Below are 16,502 nucleotides of genomic sequence, written 5' to 3'. Positions count from 1 at the left end.
CCCCCCCCCCCCCCCCCCCCCCCCCCCCCCCCCCCCCCCCCCCCCCCCCCCCCCCCCCCCCCCCCCCCCCCCCCCCCCCCCCCCCCCCCCCCCCCACCCGCAGCCACCGAGCCCCGACACACCCCAGCCCCGCCGGCGCTTGAGGCGCAGGGGCCCGGGGACCGGTCCCCGGCAACGGCGCCGCACCCAGCCCCCGGCACCCGCACACCCTTCCCTCCCCGCCCCCCACACCGTAGCCTGACGCCCCGTCAGATCCACCGGGCCGCCAGGAGGACCGCACCATGTCACCGTCGCCGCAACTACTGCAGGGCAAGACCGTCATCGTCTCCGGCGTGGGCGCCGGTCTCGGCCACCAGGTCGCCGCCACCGTCGTCCGCGACGGCGGCAACGCCGTGCTCGGGGCGCGGACCGAGGCCAACCTCGCCAAGTCGGCCGCCGAGATCGACCCCGACGGCACGCACACCGCGTACCTCCCGACCGACATCTCCGACGAGCGCCAGTGCGAAGCACTCGCCGCCCTCGCCCAGGAACGCTTCGGCGGCGTCGACGCCGTCGTCCACGTCGCCGCCTGGGACTCGTACTTCGGCGGCCTCGAAGACGCCGACTTCGGCACCTGGCAGCAGATCCTCGACGTCAACCTCCTCGGCACCCTGCGCATGACCCGCGCCTGCCTGCCCGCGCTGAAGCGAACCGGCGGCTCCGTCGTCATCATCGGCACCCAGTCCGCCATCGCCTCCCCCAACGAGGTGCAGCAGGCCGCCTACGCCGCCTCCAAGGGCGCCCTGACCTCCGCCATGTACTCCATGGCCCGCGAGCTCGGCCCGCACCGCATCCGCGTGAACACCGTGCTCCCCGGCTGGATGTGGGGCCCCCCGGTCCAGGCCTTCGTCACCTTCACCGCACACACCGAAGGAATCCCCGAAGCCGAGGTCCACGCCCGCCTCACCGACCGCATGGCGCTGCCGGACCTTGCCACCGACGGGGACGTGGCGGACGCCGCCGCCTTCCTCGCCTCCGACCGCGCGCGGGCGATAACCGGCCAGTCTCTGCTGGTCAACGCCGGGGAACTGATGCGATGAGCCCCTCCGTGCGCGCGCGAGCTGATCGTATGCTCGGGCCATGACCACTCCGAGTGACGCTCCGACCGAGAACTCGATGCGCCGCGCGCTCCGCCGCGCCCGCGACGGCGTCGCGCTCGACGCGACCGAGGCGGCCGTACTCCTCCGGGCGCGCGGCGAGGCCCTGAAGGACCTCGCCGCCTCCGCCGCTCGGGTGAGGGACTCCGGCCTCGAGGCCGCGGGCCGGCCCGGCGTCATCACCTACTCGCGCAAGGTCTTCATCCCCCTGACCCGGCTGTGCCGGGACAAGTGCCACTACTGCACCTTCGTCACGGTCCCCGGCAAGCTCCGCCGCGAGGGCCACGGGATGTACCTGTCCCCCGACGAGGTCCTCGACATCGCCCGCAAGGGTGCGGCCATGGGCTGCAAGGAAGCCCTGTTCACGCTCGGCGACCGGCCCGAGGACCGCTGGCCCGAGGCCCGCGAGTGGCTCGACGCGCACGGCTACGACGACACCCTCGCCTACGTGCGCGCCATGGCCATCCGCGTCCTGGAGGAGACCGGCCTCCTCCCCCACCTCAACCCCGGCGTGCTGTCCTGGTCGGACCTCCAGCGCCTCAAGCCCGTCGCCCCGTCCATGGGCATGATGCTGGAGACCACCGCCACCCGCCTGTGGTCCGAGCCCGGCGGCCCCCACCACGGCTCCCCCGACAAGGACCCGGCCGTCCGGCTGCGCGTCCTGGAGGACGCGGGCCGCTCCAACGTCCCCTTCACCACCGGGGTGCTGATCGGCATCGGCGAGTCCTACGAGGAGCGCGCGGACGCCTTCTTCGAGCTGCGCCGGATCCAGCGCAGCTACCACGGCATCCAGGAAGTCATCGTCCAGAACTTCCGGGCCAAGCCCGACACCGCCATGCGCGGCATGCCCGACGCGGAGCTGGAGGAGCTCGCGGCGGCCATCGCCGTGGCCCGCCACATCCTCGGCCCGAGCGCCCGCATCCAGGCCCCGCCGAACCTGGTGGACTCCGAGTACGCGCTGCTCATCGGCGCCGGCATCGACGACTGGGGCGGGGTGTCCCCGCTCACCCCCGACCACGTGAACCCGGAGCGCCCCTGGCCGCACATCGAGGAGCTGGCCGAGCGCACCGCGGCCGCCGGCTTCGCGCTCCGCGAACGCCTCACCATCTACCCGGAGTTCCTCCAGCGCGGCGAACCCTGGCTGGACCCCCGCCTGCTGCCCCACGTACGCGCGCTGGCCGACCCGGAGAGCGGGCTCGCGGACGAGTCCGCGACCGTGGAGGGCCGGCCGTGGCAGGAACCGGACGAGGGTTTCACCGCCTACGGCCGCACCGACCTGCACACCACCATCGACACGCAGGGCCGTACCGGCGACCGCCGCGACGACTTCGACGAGGTCTACGGCGACTGGGAGGCCCTGCGCGAGGCCGCGGCCCCCGGCATGGTCCCCGATCCCGAGCGCATCGACACCGACGTACGGGCGGCGCTCGCGCAGGCCGCCGACGACCCGACGAAGCTCACCGACGAGCAGGCGCTCGCCCTGCTGCACGCGGACGGCCCGGCGCTGGACGCCCTGTGCCGGATCGCGGACGACCTGCGCAAGTCCGTGGTGGGCGAGGACGTCACGTACATCGTGACCCGCAACATCAACTTCACCAACGTCTGTTACACCGGCTGCCGCTTCTGCGCCTTCGCGCAGCGCCGCACGGACGCGGACGCGTACACCCTCTCGCTCGACCAGGTCGCCGACCGGGCCGCGCAGGCGTGGGAGGTGGGCGCGGTCGAGGTGTGCATGCAGGGCGGGATCCACCCGGATCTGCCCGGGACGGCCTATTTCGACATCGCGCGGGCCGTGAAGGCGCGCGTCCCCGGCATGCACGTGCACGCCTTCTCCCCGATGGAGGTCGTCAACGGCGCGACGCGCACGGGGATGTCGGTACGGGACTGGCTGACCGCGGCCAAGGAGGCCGGGCTCGACTCCATCCCCGGTACGGCGGCGGAGATCCTGGACGACGAGGTCCGCTGGGTCCTCACCAAGGGCAAGCTGCCGACGGCGGACTGGATCGACGTGGTCTCCACCGCGCACGAGCTGGGCATCCGCTCCTCCTCCACGATGATGTACGGCCACGTGGACCAGCCCCGCCACTGGCTGGGCCACTTCCGCACGCTGGCGCGCATGCAGCAGGAGGCGCGGGCCAAGGGGGTGGAGGGCTTCACGGAGTTCGTGACCCTGCCCTTCATCCACACCAACGCCCCCGTCTACCTGGCGGGCATCGCCCGGCCCGGCCCCACCGTGCGCGACAACCGCGCGGTGACGGCGATGGCCCGCATCCTGCTGCACCCGCACATCACCAACATCCAGACCAGCTGGGTGAAGCTGGGCTCGGAGGGCGCGGCCGAGATGCTCCGCTCGGGCGCCAACGACCTGGGCGGAACCCTGATGGAGGAGACCATCTCCCGGATGGCCGGCTCCAGCTACGGCTCGTACAAGTCCGTCCAGGACCTGATCGCCGTCGCCGAGGCGGCCGGCCGGCCCGCGAGGGCCCGTACGACGCTCTACGGGGAGGTCCCGGAGGAGCGCCAGGCCGCGGCCCGCGCCTCGGACGGCCACCTGCCGGAGCTGCTGCCGGTCCTGGACTGACGCGGACCCCGCACACGCGCGTGCGGGCCCGGCCGGTGGGACAGCCCGGCGGGGCCCGCACGTCGGGTCGGCTGCGTTCAGCCGACCAGGAGGTCCTTCTTCAGCTGCTTCAGCTCGCGGCCGTCGATGCCGAGGCCGTCCTTGAGGTAGTTGTCGAAGCTGCCGAACTTCGCGGTGACCTCGTCGTACCCGGCGTTGAGGTACTCGGCGCGCACGTCGAGCATCGGCTTGTACACGGCCGCCTGGGCGGCCGGCAGGTGCGAGAGGATCGCGTCGTTGGCGGCCTTGCGGTAGTCGTTGCTGGCCAGGTAGTCGGCCATCACGGTCTCGCTCGGCACGCCGAGGGCGGTGAGCAGGGAGGCGTTCGCCCAGCCCGTACGGTCCTTGCCGGCGGTGCAGTGGAACAGGACGGAGCGGCTGCGGTCCCGCTCGATGCCCTCGAACACCTGGGTGTAGGCCTTCTTGCCGCCCTCCCCGCTGACCATCGCCTTCTCGGCGTCGACCATGGCCTTGACGGCCTCGTCGGGGGTCTTGGGCATGGCCTGGAAGGAGCCGGAGCCGGCGAAGACGTCGGCGACGACGTAGTTCGCGCCGGCCGGGACCCTGTCCACGTCCTTGGTGCGCTCGCTCTCCATGCGGAGGTCGAAGATCGTCTTCACCCGCAGGCGCTGGAGCTTGGCGAGGTCGTTGTCGGTGAGCTTGTTCAGGGCGTCGGAGCGGTAGATCTCGCCCATCTTCACCCACTGGCCGCTGGTGGTGCGGTAGCCGCCCACGTCGCGGAAGTTGGCGGTGCCCTCCAGCTTGATCAGCCGGTCGGCCAGACGCAGGCCCTCACCGCGCTCGGGCTCGAAGTCGAACCACTGCCGGTCGGCCGCGGGCAGCCCGCCGACCACGGCCTCGCCCTGGGCACCGCCCCGGGCGACGACCTTGCCGTTCGCCTTGATCTCCACGCGCTTGGTGCCCTTGGCGTTCCACTTCAGGGTGTACGCCCCGTCGGCACCGGCGGTGACGGTGGCCTCGGTGAAGGGGATGGAGTTGCCGTGGTGGTTGCCCCAGGGGAAGTCCCACCCGTGGGCGGAGGCGGCGGGGGCCGCGACGATGGCGACGGTGAGCGTGGAGGCGACGACGGTCGCGGCGAGCAGTGCCTTCTTCATGCCCCCGAGACTCTTGGCCTCCGAATAACGGCACGTGAACATGGCGTGGCCGAAACCAACCGGCGGGAAGGCAACTGTCAAAACGTGCCATGCGCCGGGGCGGCAGCGGGTCGATGACCCGTACGCGCCGATGGCGTCCGGGGAGAAACGTCACATCTGGGCGCCTAAAAGAGAGATGCCCGCTATGGGCCGTAAGAAAGGCTTGTTCTCGCAGTCGACTCCCGGCATCCAACTGCTCTAGTGGAGGGAAGGAATCCACATGTTCCCAACCAAAGGCGGATCTTGTGATGTCAGCACGACGCTCCCTCCTCACCTTCACCGCTGCGGCGGGCCTGGCCATGTCCGCAGCGCTCACCGCACCGGCGGCGGCGGCACCCGCCGCCGAGACGCCCTGGCGGAACTGCGAGGTCGGTGAGTTCTGCGTCTACGAGCACGACAACGGATACGGCGGAGCGGCGTACTTCCGCAGCGGCACCAACAACCTGGGCGACTACCGCCTGAACGACAAGGTCTCCTCGGTATGGAACAGGACCGGCAAGACGGTCTGCACGTACCTGGACACCAACAAGCAGGGCTCCACATGGCCGGTGGGCAACTGGAAGGGCAACACCTCCCAGTACAACCGGAACGACAACATCAGCTCCCTGTGGGTGACGGTCTGCTGATCACCCCGCCCGGCTAGAACACGCGGCTGGAACACCCGGCTGGCACACCCGGCCAGAACAACCGGCCAGAACCCGCCCGTGGGTGCCGAAGTACCGCGCCCGCGGGCTTCCGGCGGTGCGCGGAGGCATCCGGGGCAGGTGCACCCCGGTACCCGTGCAACCCCTGCACCCGAGCAACCCTGTACCCGAGCACCCGTGCCCTCGTGCCCTCGTGCACCCGTGCACCCCTGCACCCCTGCACCCCTGCACCCGTGCCCTCCCCAAGTACCGGCGTCCCCGCGTCCTCGCGTCCCCGCTCCCCCGGAGGACCGGCGGAATCCAGCCGTTCCCCGGTCCCACACCACCCTCAGGACCGACCACTTCCGGACCCGATCGGTACTGTCCACTACAGTGCCCGCCAGAGCACGCGCGTGCAGTCCGGGGGGATCGACATGGACACGGCGATGGAAACGTCCGGGGAGCAGCAGAGCAGGCCCGAGGCCGCCCCGCCCCTCCAGGCAGCACCCGCACCCGCCGGCGGAGCCACACCCGCACCCACCGGCGGAGCCACAGCCGGAGCCGCCCGCGGAGCCACCGGCCTCGGCCCCGCCACCGGCCCCGCCGCCGGCGCCACCCTGGGCGGCCGCGCCGCCGTCACCACCGGCCTGTGGGGCCGCACCGAGCAGCAGGACTTCCGTAGCCGCGTCAGAGGAACCCTCCTCGGCTCGGCCATCGGCGACGCCCTCGGCGCACCCGTGGCCGCCCTCTCCCTCCCCGAACTCCTCGAGACCCACGGCCCGGCGGGCCTCACCGAACCGACGGCCCCCCGCACCCGGGTCACCGCCGCCACGCAGCTCGGCCTCTTCACCCTGGACGGCCTGATACGGGCCCACGTGCGCCGGGACACCGGCGCCTGGCACCCGCCGACCGACGTGCACCGCGCCTACCTCCGCTGGGCCCTCACCCAGAGCGACTGGGGCCCCGACGAGCGCCGCGAGGACAACGGCTGGCTCGCGCAGGAGGAGTGGCTCTACGCCCGCCGCTCCCCCGCCCGTTCCTCCCTGACCGGCTTCGCCGACGGAGTCCTCGGCACGCTCGCCCAGCCGAAGAACCCGACGGCCGTGGACCCCGGCGCCGCCACCCGCTCCGCCCCCTTCGGGCTGCTGGTCGGCTGGGAGTCGTCCCTGGTCCTGCAACTCGCCGTCGAGTGCGCCGTACAGAGCCACGGGCACCCCACCGCGTACCTGTCGGCCGGCGCCCACGCCGTCATCGTCCACGGCCTGACCCGCGGCGAGTCCCTCGACTCCGCCGTCCAGCGCGCACTGGGCCTGCTCGGCGTCCGCCCCGGCCACCAGCCCGTCACCGACGCCCTGCAGCGCGCCCTCGGCGCCGTCACCACGGGCGTCCCCGCACCGCGGACCGTCGAGGACCTGTCCCCCGGCCAGGGCCGCTCCGCCGAGGAGGTCCTCGCCGTCGCCGTGTACTGCGCCCTCGTCGCCGAGAACGTGGCGCACGGCCTGCGCCTCGCCGTGAACCACGGCGGCGACTCCGCGGCCACCGGCGCCCTGTGCGGCTCCCTGCTCGGCGCCCAGCACGGTGAAACGGCCCTCCCGGCGGCCTGGCTCGCCGGCCTCGAGGGCCGGGCCACGGTCCTGGAACTAGCCGACGACTTCGCCCTGGAGATGACCCAGGGACCCGCCCTCCACGGCCCGGCGGCCCCCTCCACGGCCTGGCTGACGCGCTACCCGCGGGGATGACCCGGGGTTGGCCGCGGGTTGGCCGCGGGTTGGCCACGGCTTGGCCGCGGGTTGGCCACGGAGGTGACCTCGGGCGGGCCGCGAGTGCCGCGCCCACGACCGTCCCGGCAATGACCACCGCCATGGCCGTGGCCACGACCGTCCCCGCAATGACCACCGCCACCGCCATGGCCGTGGCCGTCCCCGCAGTGACCACCGCCACGGCCGTGGCCGACGCGCGCCCCTGCCCTCCGCACGCGCGAAGCCGTACTTTGGCCCTCCCACCACCCCGGAGGTGTCAGCGCCCATGCGGATCGCCACGACCGTCTTCCTCACCGACCGCACCATCGCTCCCGTACCCCTCGCCCGCGCCCTGGAGGAACGCGGCTTCTCCGGCCTCTACCTCCCCGAGCACACCCACATCCCGGTCAGCCGCGTCACCCCGGCCCCGATGGGCGGCGAGCTCCCGGAGATGTACGGGCGCACTCTGGACCCCTTCGTCGCCCTCGGCCAGGCCTCCGCCGTCACCGAGCGGCTCCACCTCGGCACCGGCATCACCCTCGTCGCCCAGCACGACCCCATCGACCTCGCGAAGCAGGTCGCCACGCTGGACCACCTGTCCGGCGGCCGCGTCACCCTCGGTGTCGGCTACGGGTGGAACGTGGAGGAGGCCGCCGACCACGGAGTCGAGTGGCGCACCCGCCGCGAACTGGTCCGCGACCGCATGGCCCTGATGCGGACCCTGTGGTCCCCGCACCCCACGGCGTACGTGGGCCAGTTCTCCTCCGTCCAGGCCAGCTCGGCCCACCCCAAGCCGGTGCAGCCTCCGCGCGAACTCGCCCCGGGCGTCCCCCTGTACGGGCCCCGCACCCTGATCGGCGGCCAGGCGGGCCCGAAGCTCTTCGCAGCCATCGCCGACCACAGCGACGGCTGGCTCCCGATCGGCGGAGGCGGCCTGACGGAGTCCCTCCCGGCGCTGCGCCAGGTCTGGGAGGCCGCGGGCCGCGACCCCAAGTCCCTCCAGGTGGTCCCGTACGCCGTCCAGCCGACCCCCGGCAAGATGTCCCACTACGCCGACTTGGGCATCGAGGAGGTCGTCCTCCAGCTCCCCTCGGAGGGCGAGGCGGAGATCCTGCGGATCCTGGACGGGTTCGGGCAGTACCTGTAGCGGGGCCGGGGGCGCCCCCGGCCCCCTGAAACCCGCTGGCCCCGGGGAGCCGTCCACGGCGAACATGAACCCATGCCGAGGCAACGCAAGCGCGCACGCGCACGCAGCAGGATTCGAGCCACCCAGCGGACGGCTGACGCCCGCGGCCGCTGGGAGCCGATGTTCTCGACGACCGAGCAGTCGGAGGTCCGGGCGTACGTCGGCCGCCTGCGGGCCGACGGCACCTTCACCGACCCGTCGCAGCTCCGCATCGACCTCCTCTGCGGCCGCCTCGTACACCCATCGACCTATCAAGTCAGCCTGTTCGTCCCGGAGGAGTCGGCATGAGCGAGGACCTGGACGGCACGGCCGAACTGTGGGAGGGCCTCCCGGAGGGCATCCGCCGCCAGGTGGACGGGTACGTCCTCCAGGACCGCCTGATGTACGCCGTCCGCCTGGTCTGGGAGGCCCGCCGCGCCCAGGGTGTGGGCCTCTACGAGGCCCAGAAGCTGGTCTCCGGCCGCTACGTCCACTTCGGCGACAGGGTGGCCCGCACCCCCGACTGCCCGCTCGACCTGGAGTCACTGGCCGCCATCGCCTCCGGCATCCGGGCCCGGGTGGTGGCGATCGAGGCCGTCTGGGACGGGGACACGGTCCACGACTGGTTCGTGCGGCTGCTCGCCGTGACGGAGGAACCGGCCGGGGAACACGGACTGGCCACCGTCTACTGGGGCACGGGCACCCGCGCCCTCGAAGCCGAAGGCGCCGACCGCGGCCCCCTGGGCCCCCATGCCGCCGCGGCCACCCTCTCCGGCACGGCCCTGGCGGCCCACCTCGGAGTCCCTTTCCACTTCGCGAGCCCGGGCGATCCGGACGACGAGGCGCCGCGGTGGCGGGCTACACCGTGACGGGGCCCGTGACCGTGCCCGTGAGGCGTAGCTCCGCCCAGACCGTCTTCCCGACCAGCCGGTCCCTGACGCCCCAGTCCGTGGCGACGGCGTCGACGATCCGCATGCCGTAGCCGGCTTCGGCCCCGTACTCGTGCGGCCGCACGGCCGGGCGGCGGTCCCGCCGGGCATCGGACACCTCGATGCGGAGGGTCCCGGGTGACCCGGGCGACCCGAGTGACCCAGGGAGCAGGCTCAGGTGGAGTTCGAAGTCCCGCCCGGGGACCCGCCCATGGGCCACCGCGTTGGCGGCGAGTTCGGCCACGAGGAGCCCGGCATCCTCGGAGAGTCCGCTGCGGTCGGGGATGCCCCAGTCGTGCAGCTCGACCAAGGCCAGCTGCCGGGCCAGGCGGGCGCCGCGCAGGGTGGAACTGAAACGCTGAGTGAACGTGGGTGCGAGGGTCCGGGCGAGGCCCGAAGGTGTGGTCATGGGAGCAAAGTCCCGTGTGGGGTGGGGTGTTCCCCAGCAAGCGAACCACTACTTTTCATCTGTACGAGTTCGCGCTCTGGACAGTCTCGGTCACTGACGGTGAACATGTTGCCGGGGAGGTGACCTCCATGGCGAGTGTCGATGACAGCGGTGACAACGAGGCCGGGCCGGACCCCGACCTGCGCAACTTCGGCGAGACGGTCAAGTCCTTCAGGAAACGCGCCGGCCTGACCCAGGAGCAACTGCACCCACTGATCCGGTACTCCGTGCAGTACATCGGGTCGGTGGAGCAGGGGCGGCGGCATCCGTCCACGAGGTTCGTGGACCGGGTGGAGGAGGTACTCGACGCCTTCGGCGTCATCCGCATCGCGGCGAAGCAACTGACCCGGCGGAGGGGGCTGGCGAAGTGGTTCAGGCGGTGGGCGGAGCTGGAGGAGGACGCGGTCGCCCTCAACACGTACGAATGCCGGTCGATTCCCGGCCTGTTGCAGACGGAGGCCTACGCCCGAGCCCAGATCCGGGACGTCCCCCCACTGCCGACACCGGAACAGGTGGAAGCACGCATCATCTTCCGGCTGACCCGGCAGGCCGTGCTTCTCAAAACCCCGTACGTCGCCTTCAGCTTCATCATCGAACAGCCGGTGGTCGAACGGCGCACGGGTGGGACTGAGGTGACCCGCGAGCTGATCGACCACCTGTTGGAGATGGGGAGGCTGCCCAATGTGGATCTGCAGGTCATGCCTACGGTCAGTCCGGAGCACGCGGGTCCCGGCGGCCCCTTCTGCCTCCTCGAAACCCAGGAGCACGAGTGGCTGGGCTACGGCGAGGGGCAGCAGACAGGACGCGTCATCTCCGACCCGAAGGACGTCAGCGTCCTCCACCAGCGGTATGCCAAACTTCGCATCCAGGCCCTCAACCCTGCGGACAGCGCGGGCCTGTTGATGCGAATGCGAGGATCCCTGTGAACAGCTCCCAGCTCCGGTGGTTCAAGAGCAGCTACAGCAGCAGCGACGGCGACAACTGTGTCGAGGTCGCCCTCTCCTGGCACAAGTCCACGTACAGCGGCAGCGAGGGCGACAACTGCGTAGAGGTCGCGAGCTGCGCCGACTCCGTCCACATCCGGGACTCCAAGCTGACGGCGAGCCCAGAGCTGGCGGTCTCCCCCCGGACCTGGGCCGCGTTCGTAGGCGGGGTCACGGAGGCCTGAGCTGCGCCCTAGGCGTGGCGTTGACAAGGTCCGGTGGGAGCCCGGCAGTCCAGTGTCCTTTCGGTGCGGCCCGGTCCCTCAAGGGCGCTCCCTGCGGTCGCGTCGCTCCGCGATGGCCTTCGGCCACCCTTGACCGACCGACCCACCCCGAAACGCCACAAGACTTCCGGGATCCCCCCGGGGAACGGCCGGGAGGGAGGAGTGGGGAGGAGCGGGCCTGTCTGAGATGCGCAGCCCCCTTAGGCCGGCGGACATCAGCACACCGCCCCGGCAGGACAGTGACCTCAGTCGGTACGGAGGCGCGGGGCGATCAGAGCATCCAGGGACGGGCGCCCGAACACCCTTCCCGAGACCGTCGCCCGCTACTACGAGCAGGAGGGGGACGAGAAGGACTTCGGAGTCGGTGGGCGCGACAGATCGCTACACACTCCCACTCGGCTTAGCGACCACCGACCGTCCCTGGCTGATCAGGAGGGGTGGGGATGGATCCCTGGCTCAGGGCGAATGGCAGCCGGGTGCTTTAGTTAGGCCCTTCAAGATCTTTTGAAGGACTGAACGGAGCACAAAATGAAGGCCGTTGCATGGAGGACCGTGTGTGCGGTGGCGCTGGTGGCGGCGCTGACCGGCTGCGGGAGTGACGCGGATCCGGATGCGGCTGCGGCCGTGGGCGTGGTCGGAATCGACGGCGGCAAGGGGAAGACCTCCGGCGCTCTGTCAGCGGAGCAAGTCCGGTCCGCACTGCCGACCAACGAGAGACTCGGGGGCGTCTTCGTCGGTGATGACCTGGTGGCGTTCGAGGGAGAGCCGGCGCTCCAGGCATGCGCCGAGGAAACCGGCACCACGTGTGACGGTGTGGTGGCCGCCGGCCACAAGGAGGCTGCGGTCAGGGGGGACGCGAGCGATGACAGGGTCGAGTTCACCCTCTTCTCGTTCGACTCCCAGCAGGCCGCGAGTGCCGCAGCTAAGGGCCTGGCAGTCAAGCGGCGCAGCTACGAGCCCGCACCCACGCCGACGCAGCTCTCAGTCGGTGCGGACGAAACCGAGGCGTTCACCCGCGGCAAGGGCAGCACCGAGGTTGTCATGCGCGTCGGCAATGTCATGGCGTACGTGAAGGTGGGCATGACCGACATCGATGACGCCAAGCACATGGCCACGATTCAGGTTGACCTGATCAAGAAGGCCTGACGGTCTTGATGGCTCACCGCCCCGAAGTGTCCTAGGCCTTCGGGGCCGGCTTCCAGTCCTGGGCCAGGAGGCCGAGGAGGACCTCGTCCAGGAACTCGCCCATCACCCAGGCCGAGGAGCGCAGGACGCCTTCGCGGACGAAGCCGTTGTGCTCGGCGGAGCGGAGCATCGGCTCGTTGTCCGCCAGGGTCTCGATCTGCAGTCGGTGCAGGCCGCGTACGGCGAATCCGTAGTGGCACAGGACCGCGACCACGTCGGTGCTGTAGCCCTTGCCCCGTGCGGACGGCAACAGCCCGAGCCCGATGTGCGCGGAGCGGCTGTGGTTGTCGAGGCCCCAGAGGGTGGCGGTGCCGAGCAGCGCGCCGCTCTCCAGGTCTACGACGGAGAACGGAACGTGGCCCTGTTCGGTGTCGTCGACCGTGAACGACAGCGCCTCCGAGCCGGCCATGAGCGGTCGCCACGGTTGCCCGGTGGCCCGGGAGGCGGTGGCCACGTCGTCATGGAGACCAGCGTGCAGGATCGGGATGTCGTCCTCGTGCCGGGCCCTGAGCCCAACCGTCTTGCCTTTTAGCATGCACGCTTCCTATCCGACCCCGCCGCTCGCCAGCAACCGAATAGACCGTCGGCGTACATGCCCGAGCCGGGGCGCTCCTCCGGGTGGAGGGGCGCCCCGGCTCGGGTTTCAGCGGGTCAGTACTGGTTCGGGTAGATCTGGTAGTTCGTGCCGATCTTGACGCGGCTCTTCAGCTTGCCCGTGCTGTACGAGTCGTAGCGCCACAGGACGCCCGCGGAGTCGGTGCCGACGAGGTCGGCGCGGCCGTCTCCGGTGAGGTCACCGGTGACCACGAGCTGCTTGTAGATCTGGTAGTTCGTGCCGATCTTGACGCGCGACTTGAACGGAGCCGAGGGGACTCCGGTACCGGCGTACAGGTAGAGGTTGCCGGAGCCGTCGCGGGCCAGCAGGTCCGCGCGGCCGTCGCCCGTCAGGTCGCCGGCGCCGGTCAGCTTGTTGTAGACGCCCCAGCCACCGCCGATCTTGATCTTGTTCATGGTGCCGCCGACCCCGTTGCCCTGGAACAGGTACAGGTTGCCGCTCGTGTCGCGGCCGAGGAGGTCGCCGGTGCCGTCGTTGCTGAGGTCGCCCGGAGCGGCCAGGGCGTTGTACGAGCCCCAGCCGAGGCCCTTGTAGTCACCGTTGAGGTAGAGGGCGCCGTCGGAGCCCTGCTCCAGGATCGCGCTCTGGTTGCGGTTGGTGAAGGAGGAACCCCAAGTGATCTTGGCGCCCTTCCAGCCGCCCGTGTCGCTGATCTTGACGCGGCTGCTGAGGGTTCCGTTGTTCTTGGAGTAGTACCACCACAGCGTGCCGGTGGAGTCGCGGCCGAGCAGGTCGTTGCGCCCGAAGTCGGGGTTGCCGCCCTGCTGCGCGAAGAGGGTCGCGACGTTCGCGCCGGTGAAGCTGGTGGCGCGCGGCTTGAAGGCGCCGGCGCCGTTGCCCTTGTAGACGTAGGTCTGGCCGGAGACGGTACGGGCGATCATGTCGCCGTTGCCGTCGCCGTCGTAGTCGTCCAGGCCCACGATCTGGTTGTACGCGTTCCAGCCGCTGCCGATCGTGCTGCGGGGCTTGAACGGGGCGCTGGTGCTGCCGGTGCCCAGGTAGGCGAAGAGGACGCCGGAGAAGTCGCGGGCGACCAGGTCGGCGATGCCGTCGCGGTTGATGTCGTTGGTGCCGACCAGCTGGTCGTAGACCTGCCAGCCCGCGCCGACCTTGATGCGCCCCTTGAGAGGGGAGCTCGGGTTTCCGCTGCCGGGGTAGAGGTAGAGGATGCCGTCCGGGGTGCGGGCCAGCAGGTCGACGTAACCGTCGCGGTTGATGTCGCCGGGGGCGAACACCTTGTTGTAGATGCCCCAGCCGCGGCCGGACCAGGACCAGCTGTCCGCGCCGCCGCGGCTCTGGGAGCCGAAGAAGGCCAGTTCGCCGTCGGCCGTGAGGGCCAGGAGGTCGGTCTCGTTACCGCCGTCGACCCGGCCGAACGGGATGACGTCCTTGTAGTCGAGGTAGTCGCCGGCCTGGCCCACCTGGTACGTGTAGTTGTCCTCGGGAGCGCCCGGGCTCACGAAGTACTTGTCGCTGATCGCCTGGTACAGCATGTCGGGGATGTTGTCGCCGTCCGCGTCGAGGCGCGGAGCGAGGTTGGCGGCGGCGCGCAGGCCGGTGGCGGCCTGCTTGCCCTTCCCGGGCAGCGAGCCGAGCTGGCCGTCCGCCTTCGGGGCCGGGCGGGCCACGGAGCCGTGGGACGGGTCGCCGGTGGCCGAGGCGGTTCCGGTCAGGGTCATGCCGGTGGCAACGACGATGGCCGTGCAGACCGCGAGACGGCCCGGGCGCAGGTAGCGCGAAGAGTTCAAGGTCCCCCCAGGGACATAAGTGCTGGTCGGAGGGCCGGCGCGCGCGATGGGCGCTCGGCGGACGTAGTGGACGCGGCGGCGCGACTACGTCATCCCCCCGGATTCGTGCGTGCAGTGTACATCCGCGGTAGGGGTGCTGTTCCGGCCCCCCGGACCCCTACTGGAGCACACCTGAATTCGAAGGTCCGTATGTCGCCCTCTCCCCCGTTTTGGCCGTCGACCGTCTCGGGAAGGGTGTTCAGCCGCCCGTCCCTGGATGCTCTGATCGCCCCGCGCGTCCGTGGTTCGCAGCCCGGGGCCAACCCGCAGCTCAGGCCACCGTCACCCCGCCCACCCGCCGAAAACCCCTTCCCCTCCCCCCACCCGTCCGGAACGATGAACCGCATGGTGTCCACTGACCGGCTGCTCGCGTTCGCCGCCATGTCGTTGCTGCTGATCCTCATCCCCGGGCCGAGCGTGCTCTTCGTCATCGGGCGGGCGCTGTCCCAGGGGTGGCGGGCCGCGCTGCTCACCGTGGCCGGGAACACGCTGGGGGCGTACGTGCTCGTCGTCGCCGTGGCCTTCGGGGTGGGGTCCGTCGTGGAGCGGTCCGTGCTCGTGTTCACGGCGCTCAAGCTCGCGGGGGCCGCGTACCTCGTCTACCTCGGGGTCAAGGCCTTCCGGCAGCGGCATTCGCTCCGTGCGGAGTTCGGGGCGGGCGGGGCCCAGTACGGGAACTGGCGGTCCCTGTGGGAGGGGTTCGCCGTCGGGGTGGCCAATCCGAAGACGATCGTGTTCTTCGCGGCCGTCCTGCCGCAGTTCGTGGACCGCGAGCAGGGGCACGTCACGGCCCAGATGCTCCTTCTCGGGCTCGTGTTCAACCTGATCGCCGTCGTCTGCGACAGCACCTGGGGCATGGTCGCCGCGACCGCGCGCAGCTGGTTCTCAAGGTCGCCACAGCGGCTCTCCGCCGTGGGCGGGGCCGGCGGGCTCGCGATGATCGGTCTGGGTGTGACCGTCGCCGCGACCGGGCGCAAGGACTGATCCGAGGCCTGCTCCGGAGCTGCTCCACGAGCTGATCTCCCGGCACCGGCGGCGAAGCCGGAGGCACGGCGAGTCGCTGTAGACCTGCGACGGACCCGCGACGGACCTGCGGTCAGCGCCAGAACTGCGCCAGTGCCGCGTCCTTGAACGGCGCCGGGCTCACGCTCAGTTCTCCGGCGAAGGGCCGGTCGAGGGCCATCACCAGCAGCAGGCTGAAGCCGATCAGCCCCGCCACCGCCGAGACGAACAGCAGCTGCATCTTCAGGCTCCGCAGCCCGAAGAGGAAGGTGAGCGGGAGGATCACCAACGCGCCTCCGTACACGAGTACTTGGAGCAGCGGCGGCAGTGCGGTCTCGGCCATCGTGATGCGCGCCCGGCGCTGCGCGGCCACGTCGTTGAGGCGGGCGGCCGCTTCCGCGTAGAAGGTCTCGGTCCGGGGGCCCGTGGGCTCGTAGGCCTGGAGTGCCGTGTACAGGGCGTGCGTCTGGTCGGCGGTGGCCTCGTAGCTGGGCCGGCCCTCGCGCATGAGGGGCCACTGGATCTCGACGACGGCGTGCACGTAGTCCCCCACCGCCCGGTCCACGCGGGCGCGTTCGGCCGGCGGGAAGACCTCCGCGCTGCGGACGATCAGGGCGAGGTCGGTGGCCTCGGTCGCGACGATGGTCTGGGTGTTCTCCAGTTGCGTCCACAGGGTGACGACGACGAAGGCGAGGATGATCCCGTAGATCGCGCCGAACATTCCGAGGGCCACGCCGACCATCTCGTTGTGGTCGCCGTTGGCGAGGTGCGGGAAGCGGCGGCGCGCGGCCACGCTGCCGCCGATGGCGAGGGCGACGAATCCGCCGACGAGGAGGACGCCGAGGAAGAACGTGCTGAGGTGATTGAGCAGCCAGAGGATCATGCCCTGCC

The 16,502-nt window shown here is 71.3% G+C and carries 16 protein-coding genes; 11 read left to right on the top strand and 5 right to left on the bottom strand.

The features are described 5' to 3' along the window. Positions 1-281 precede the first annotated feature (281 nt). Positions 282-1,079: an SDR family oxidoreductase gene (locus tag ACIQV3_RS39235; RefSeq protein WP_403721786.1), complete on the top strand. Its 798-nt coding sequence runs from the start codon at positions 282-284 to the stop codon at positions 1,077-1,079. 40 nt (positions 1,080-1,119) lie between these two features. Continuing rightward, the gene (locus ACIQV3_RS39230; RefSeq protein ID WP_403721783.1) at positions 1,120-3,717 is read left to right on the top strand and encodes a bifunctional FO biosynthesis protein CofGH; all 2,598 of its coding nucleotides are present in this window, start codon (positions 1,120-1,122) and stop codon (positions 3,715-3,717) included. A gap of 77 nt (positions 3,718-3,794) precedes the next feature. Here ACIQV3_RS39230 and ACIQV3_RS39225 read toward each other — a convergent pair whose 3' ends face one another. Further along, positions 3,795-4,871 carry a tyrosine-protein phosphatase gene (locus ACIQV3_RS39225; protein WP_403721779.1) on the bottom strand — a complete coding sequence of 359 codons (1,077 nt, stop codon included), beginning with the start codon at positions 4,869-4,871 and terminating at the stop codon, positions 3,795-3,797. A 287-nt stretch (positions 4,872-5,158) separates the two neighbouring features. Between ACIQV3_RS39225 and ACIQV3_RS39220 the strand changes: the two genes are divergently transcribed. The 5 genes from ACIQV3_RS39220 (at position 5,159) to ACIQV3_RS39200 (ending at position 9,306) form a co-directional block, all read left to right on the top strand. Beyond that, complete coding sequence (locus ACIQV3_RS39220) at positions 5,159-5,536, top strand: peptidase inhibitor family I36 protein (protein ID WP_403721777.1); 378 nt, start codon at positions 5,159-5,161, stop codon at positions 5,534-5,536. A 644-nt stretch (positions 5,537-6,180) separates the two neighbouring features. After that, positions 6,181-7,272, top strand: coding sequence for an ADP-ribosylglycohydrolase family protein (locus tag ACIQV3_RS39215; RefSeq protein WP_403721789.1), 1,092 nt, complete (start codon positions 6,181-6,183; stop codon positions 7,270-7,272). A gap of 286 nt (positions 7,273-7,558) precedes the next feature. After that, on the top strand, positions 7,559-8,419 hold the full coding sequence (locus tag ACIQV3_RS39210) for an LLM class F420-dependent oxidoreductase (protein ID WP_403721772.1): 861 nt from the start codon (positions 7,559-7,561) through the stop codon (positions 8,417-8,419). A 72-nt stretch (positions 8,420-8,491) separates the two neighbouring features. Beyond that, the gene (locus ACIQV3_RS39205; RefSeq protein ID WP_403721769.1) at positions 8,492-8,746 is read left to right on the top strand and encodes a hypothetical protein; all 255 of its coding nucleotides are present in this window, start codon (positions 8,492-8,494) and stop codon (positions 8,744-8,746) included. Next, positions 8,743-9,306 (top strand): hypothetical protein, encoded by a 564-nt coding sequence (locus tag ACIQV3_RS39200; protein ID WP_403721766.1) that lies wholly within the window; start codon positions 8,743-8,745, stop codon positions 9,304-9,306. Before ACIQV3_RS39205 ends, ACIQV3_RS39200 begins: the two co-directional genes overlap by 4 nt. Here the strand turns inward: ACIQV3_RS39200 and ACIQV3_RS39195 are convergent. Next, positions 9,296-9,775: an ATP-binding protein gene (locus ACIQV3_RS39195; protein ID WP_403721763.1), complete on the bottom strand. Its 480-nt coding sequence runs from the start codon at positions 9,773-9,775 to the stop codon at positions 9,296-9,298. The two genes, ACIQV3_RS39200 and ACIQV3_RS39195, sit on opposite strands and share 11 nt — an antisense overlap. A gap of 128 nt (positions 9,776-9,903) precedes the next feature. On the opposite strand from ACIQV3_RS39195, the gene ACIQV3_RS39190 reads away from it, so the two are divergent. The 3 genes from ACIQV3_RS39190 (at position 9,904) to ACIQV3_RS39180 (ending at position 12,167) form a co-directional block, all read left to right on the top strand. Further along, positions 9,904-10,740 carry a helix-turn-helix domain-containing protein gene (locus ACIQV3_RS39190; protein WP_403721757.1) on the top strand — a complete coding sequence of 279 codons (837 nt, stop codon included), beginning with the start codon at positions 9,904-9,906 and terminating at the stop codon, positions 10,738-10,740. After that, positions 10,737-10,982, top strand: a complete 246-nt coding sequence (locus tag ACIQV3_RS39185; protein ID WP_403721754.1) for a DUF397 domain-containing protein — start codon at positions 10,737-10,739, stop codon at positions 10,980-10,982. Before ACIQV3_RS39190 ends, ACIQV3_RS39185 begins: the two co-directional genes overlap by 4 nt. Before the next feature lie 567 nt (positions 10,983-11,549). Further along, on the top strand, positions 11,550-12,167 hold the full coding sequence (locus ACIQV3_RS39180) for a hypothetical protein (protein WP_403721751.1): 618 nt from the start codon (positions 11,550-11,552) through the stop codon (positions 12,165-12,167). A 31-nt stretch (positions 12,168-12,198) separates the two neighbouring features. Here the strand turns inward: ACIQV3_RS39180 and ACIQV3_RS39175 are convergent, their stop codons facing one another. Next, positions 12,199-12,741 carry a GNAT family N-acetyltransferase gene (locus tag ACIQV3_RS39175; protein ID WP_403721748.1) on the bottom strand — a complete coding sequence of 181 codons (543 nt, stop codon included), beginning with the start codon at positions 12,739-12,741 and terminating at the stop codon, positions 12,199-12,201. Between the two features lie 116 nt (positions 12,742-12,857). After that, positions 12,858-14,570 (bottom strand): FG-GAP repeat domain-containing protein, encoded by a 1,713-nt coding sequence (locus ACIQV3_RS39170; RefSeq protein ID WP_403721745.1) that lies wholly within the window; start codon positions 14,568-14,570, stop codon positions 12,858-12,860. A 384-nt stretch (positions 14,571-14,954) separates the two neighbouring features. Between ACIQV3_RS39170 and ACIQV3_RS39165 the strand changes: the two genes are divergently transcribed. Continuing rightward, positions 14,955-15,593: a LysE family translocator gene (locus ACIQV3_RS39165; RefSeq protein ID WP_403721740.1), complete on the top strand. Its 639-nt coding sequence runs from the start codon at positions 14,955-14,957 to the stop codon at positions 15,591-15,593. A gap of 112 nt (positions 15,594-15,705) precedes the next feature. On the opposite strand, the gene ACIQV3_RS39160 is transcribed toward ACIQV3_RS39165, so the two are convergent. Continuing rightward, positions 15,706-16,494, bottom strand: a complete 789-nt coding sequence (locus ACIQV3_RS39160) for a DUF4239 domain-containing protein (protein WP_403721739.1) — start codon at positions 16,492-16,494, stop codon at positions 15,706-15,708. Positions 16,495-16,502 lie beyond the last annotated feature (8 nt).

This window comes from Streptomyces sp. NPDC099050 (assembly GCF_044759865.1).
In the GTDB taxonomy this organism is placed as follows: Bacteria; Actinomycetota; Actinomycetes; order Streptomycetales; family Streptomycetaceae; genus Streptomyces.
The sequence above is the reverse complement of the archived record's forward strand: the minus strand, read 5'-3'. Positions and strand labels throughout refer to the sequence as shown.

What these genes read in the sequence shown, in the direction of transcription:
- ACIQV3_RS39180 (WP_403721751.1), top strand. Translation starts at nt 11,550, where the DNA reads ATGAAGGCCGTTGCATGGAGGACCGTGTGTGCGGTGGCGCTGGTGGCG.
- ACIQV3_RS39190 (WP_403721757.1), top strand. Translation starts at nt 9,904, where the DNA reads ATGGCGAGTGTCGATGACAGCGGTGACAACGAGGCCGGGCCGGACCCC.
- ACIQV3_RS39220 (WP_403721777.1), top strand. Translation starts at nt 5,159, where the DNA reads ATGTCAGCACGACGCTCCCTCCTCACCTTCACCGCTGCGGCGGGCCTG.
- ACIQV3_RS39195 (WP_403721763.1), bottom strand. Translation starts at nt 9,775, where the DNA reads ATGACCACACCTTCGGGCCTCGCCCGGACCCTCGCACCCACGTTCACT.
- ACIQV3_RS39165 (WP_403721740.1), top strand. Translation starts at nt 14,955, where the DNA reads ATGGTGTCCACTGACCGGCTGCTCGCGTTCGCCGCCATGTCGTTGCTG.
- ACIQV3_RS39175 (WP_403721748.1), bottom strand. Translation starts at nt 12,741, where the DNA reads ATGCTAAAAGGCAAGACGGTTGGGCTCAGGGCCCGGCACGAGGACGAC.
- ACIQV3_RS39205 (WP_403721769.1), top strand. Translation starts at nt 8,492, where the DNA reads ATGCCGAGGCAACGCAAGCGCGCACGCGCACGCAGCAGGATTCGAGCC.
- ACIQV3_RS39230 (WP_403721783.1), top strand. Translation starts at nt 1,120, where the DNA reads ATGACCACTCCGAGTGACGCTCCGACCGAGAACTCGATGCGCCGCGCG.
- ACIQV3_RS39235 (WP_403721786.1), top strand. Translation starts at nt 282, where the DNA reads ATGTCACCGTCGCCGCAACTACTGCAGGGCAAGACCGTCATCGTCTCC.
- ACIQV3_RS39160 (WP_403721739.1), bottom strand. Translation starts at nt 16,494, where the DNA reads ATGATCCTCTGGCTGCTCAATCACCTCAGCACGTTCTTCCTCGGCGTC.
- ACIQV3_RS39210 (WP_403721772.1), top strand. Translation starts at nt 7,559, where the DNA reads ATGCGGATCGCCACGACCGTCTTCCTCACCGACCGCACCATCGCTCCC.
- ACIQV3_RS39200 (WP_403721766.1), top strand. Translation starts at nt 8,743, where the DNA reads ATGAGCGAGGACCTGGACGGCACGGCCGAACTGTGGGAGGGCCTCCCG.
- ACIQV3_RS39225 (WP_403721779.1), bottom strand. Translation starts at nt 4,871, where the DNA reads ATGAAGAAGGCACTGCTCGCCGCGACCGTCGTCGCCTCCACGCTCACC.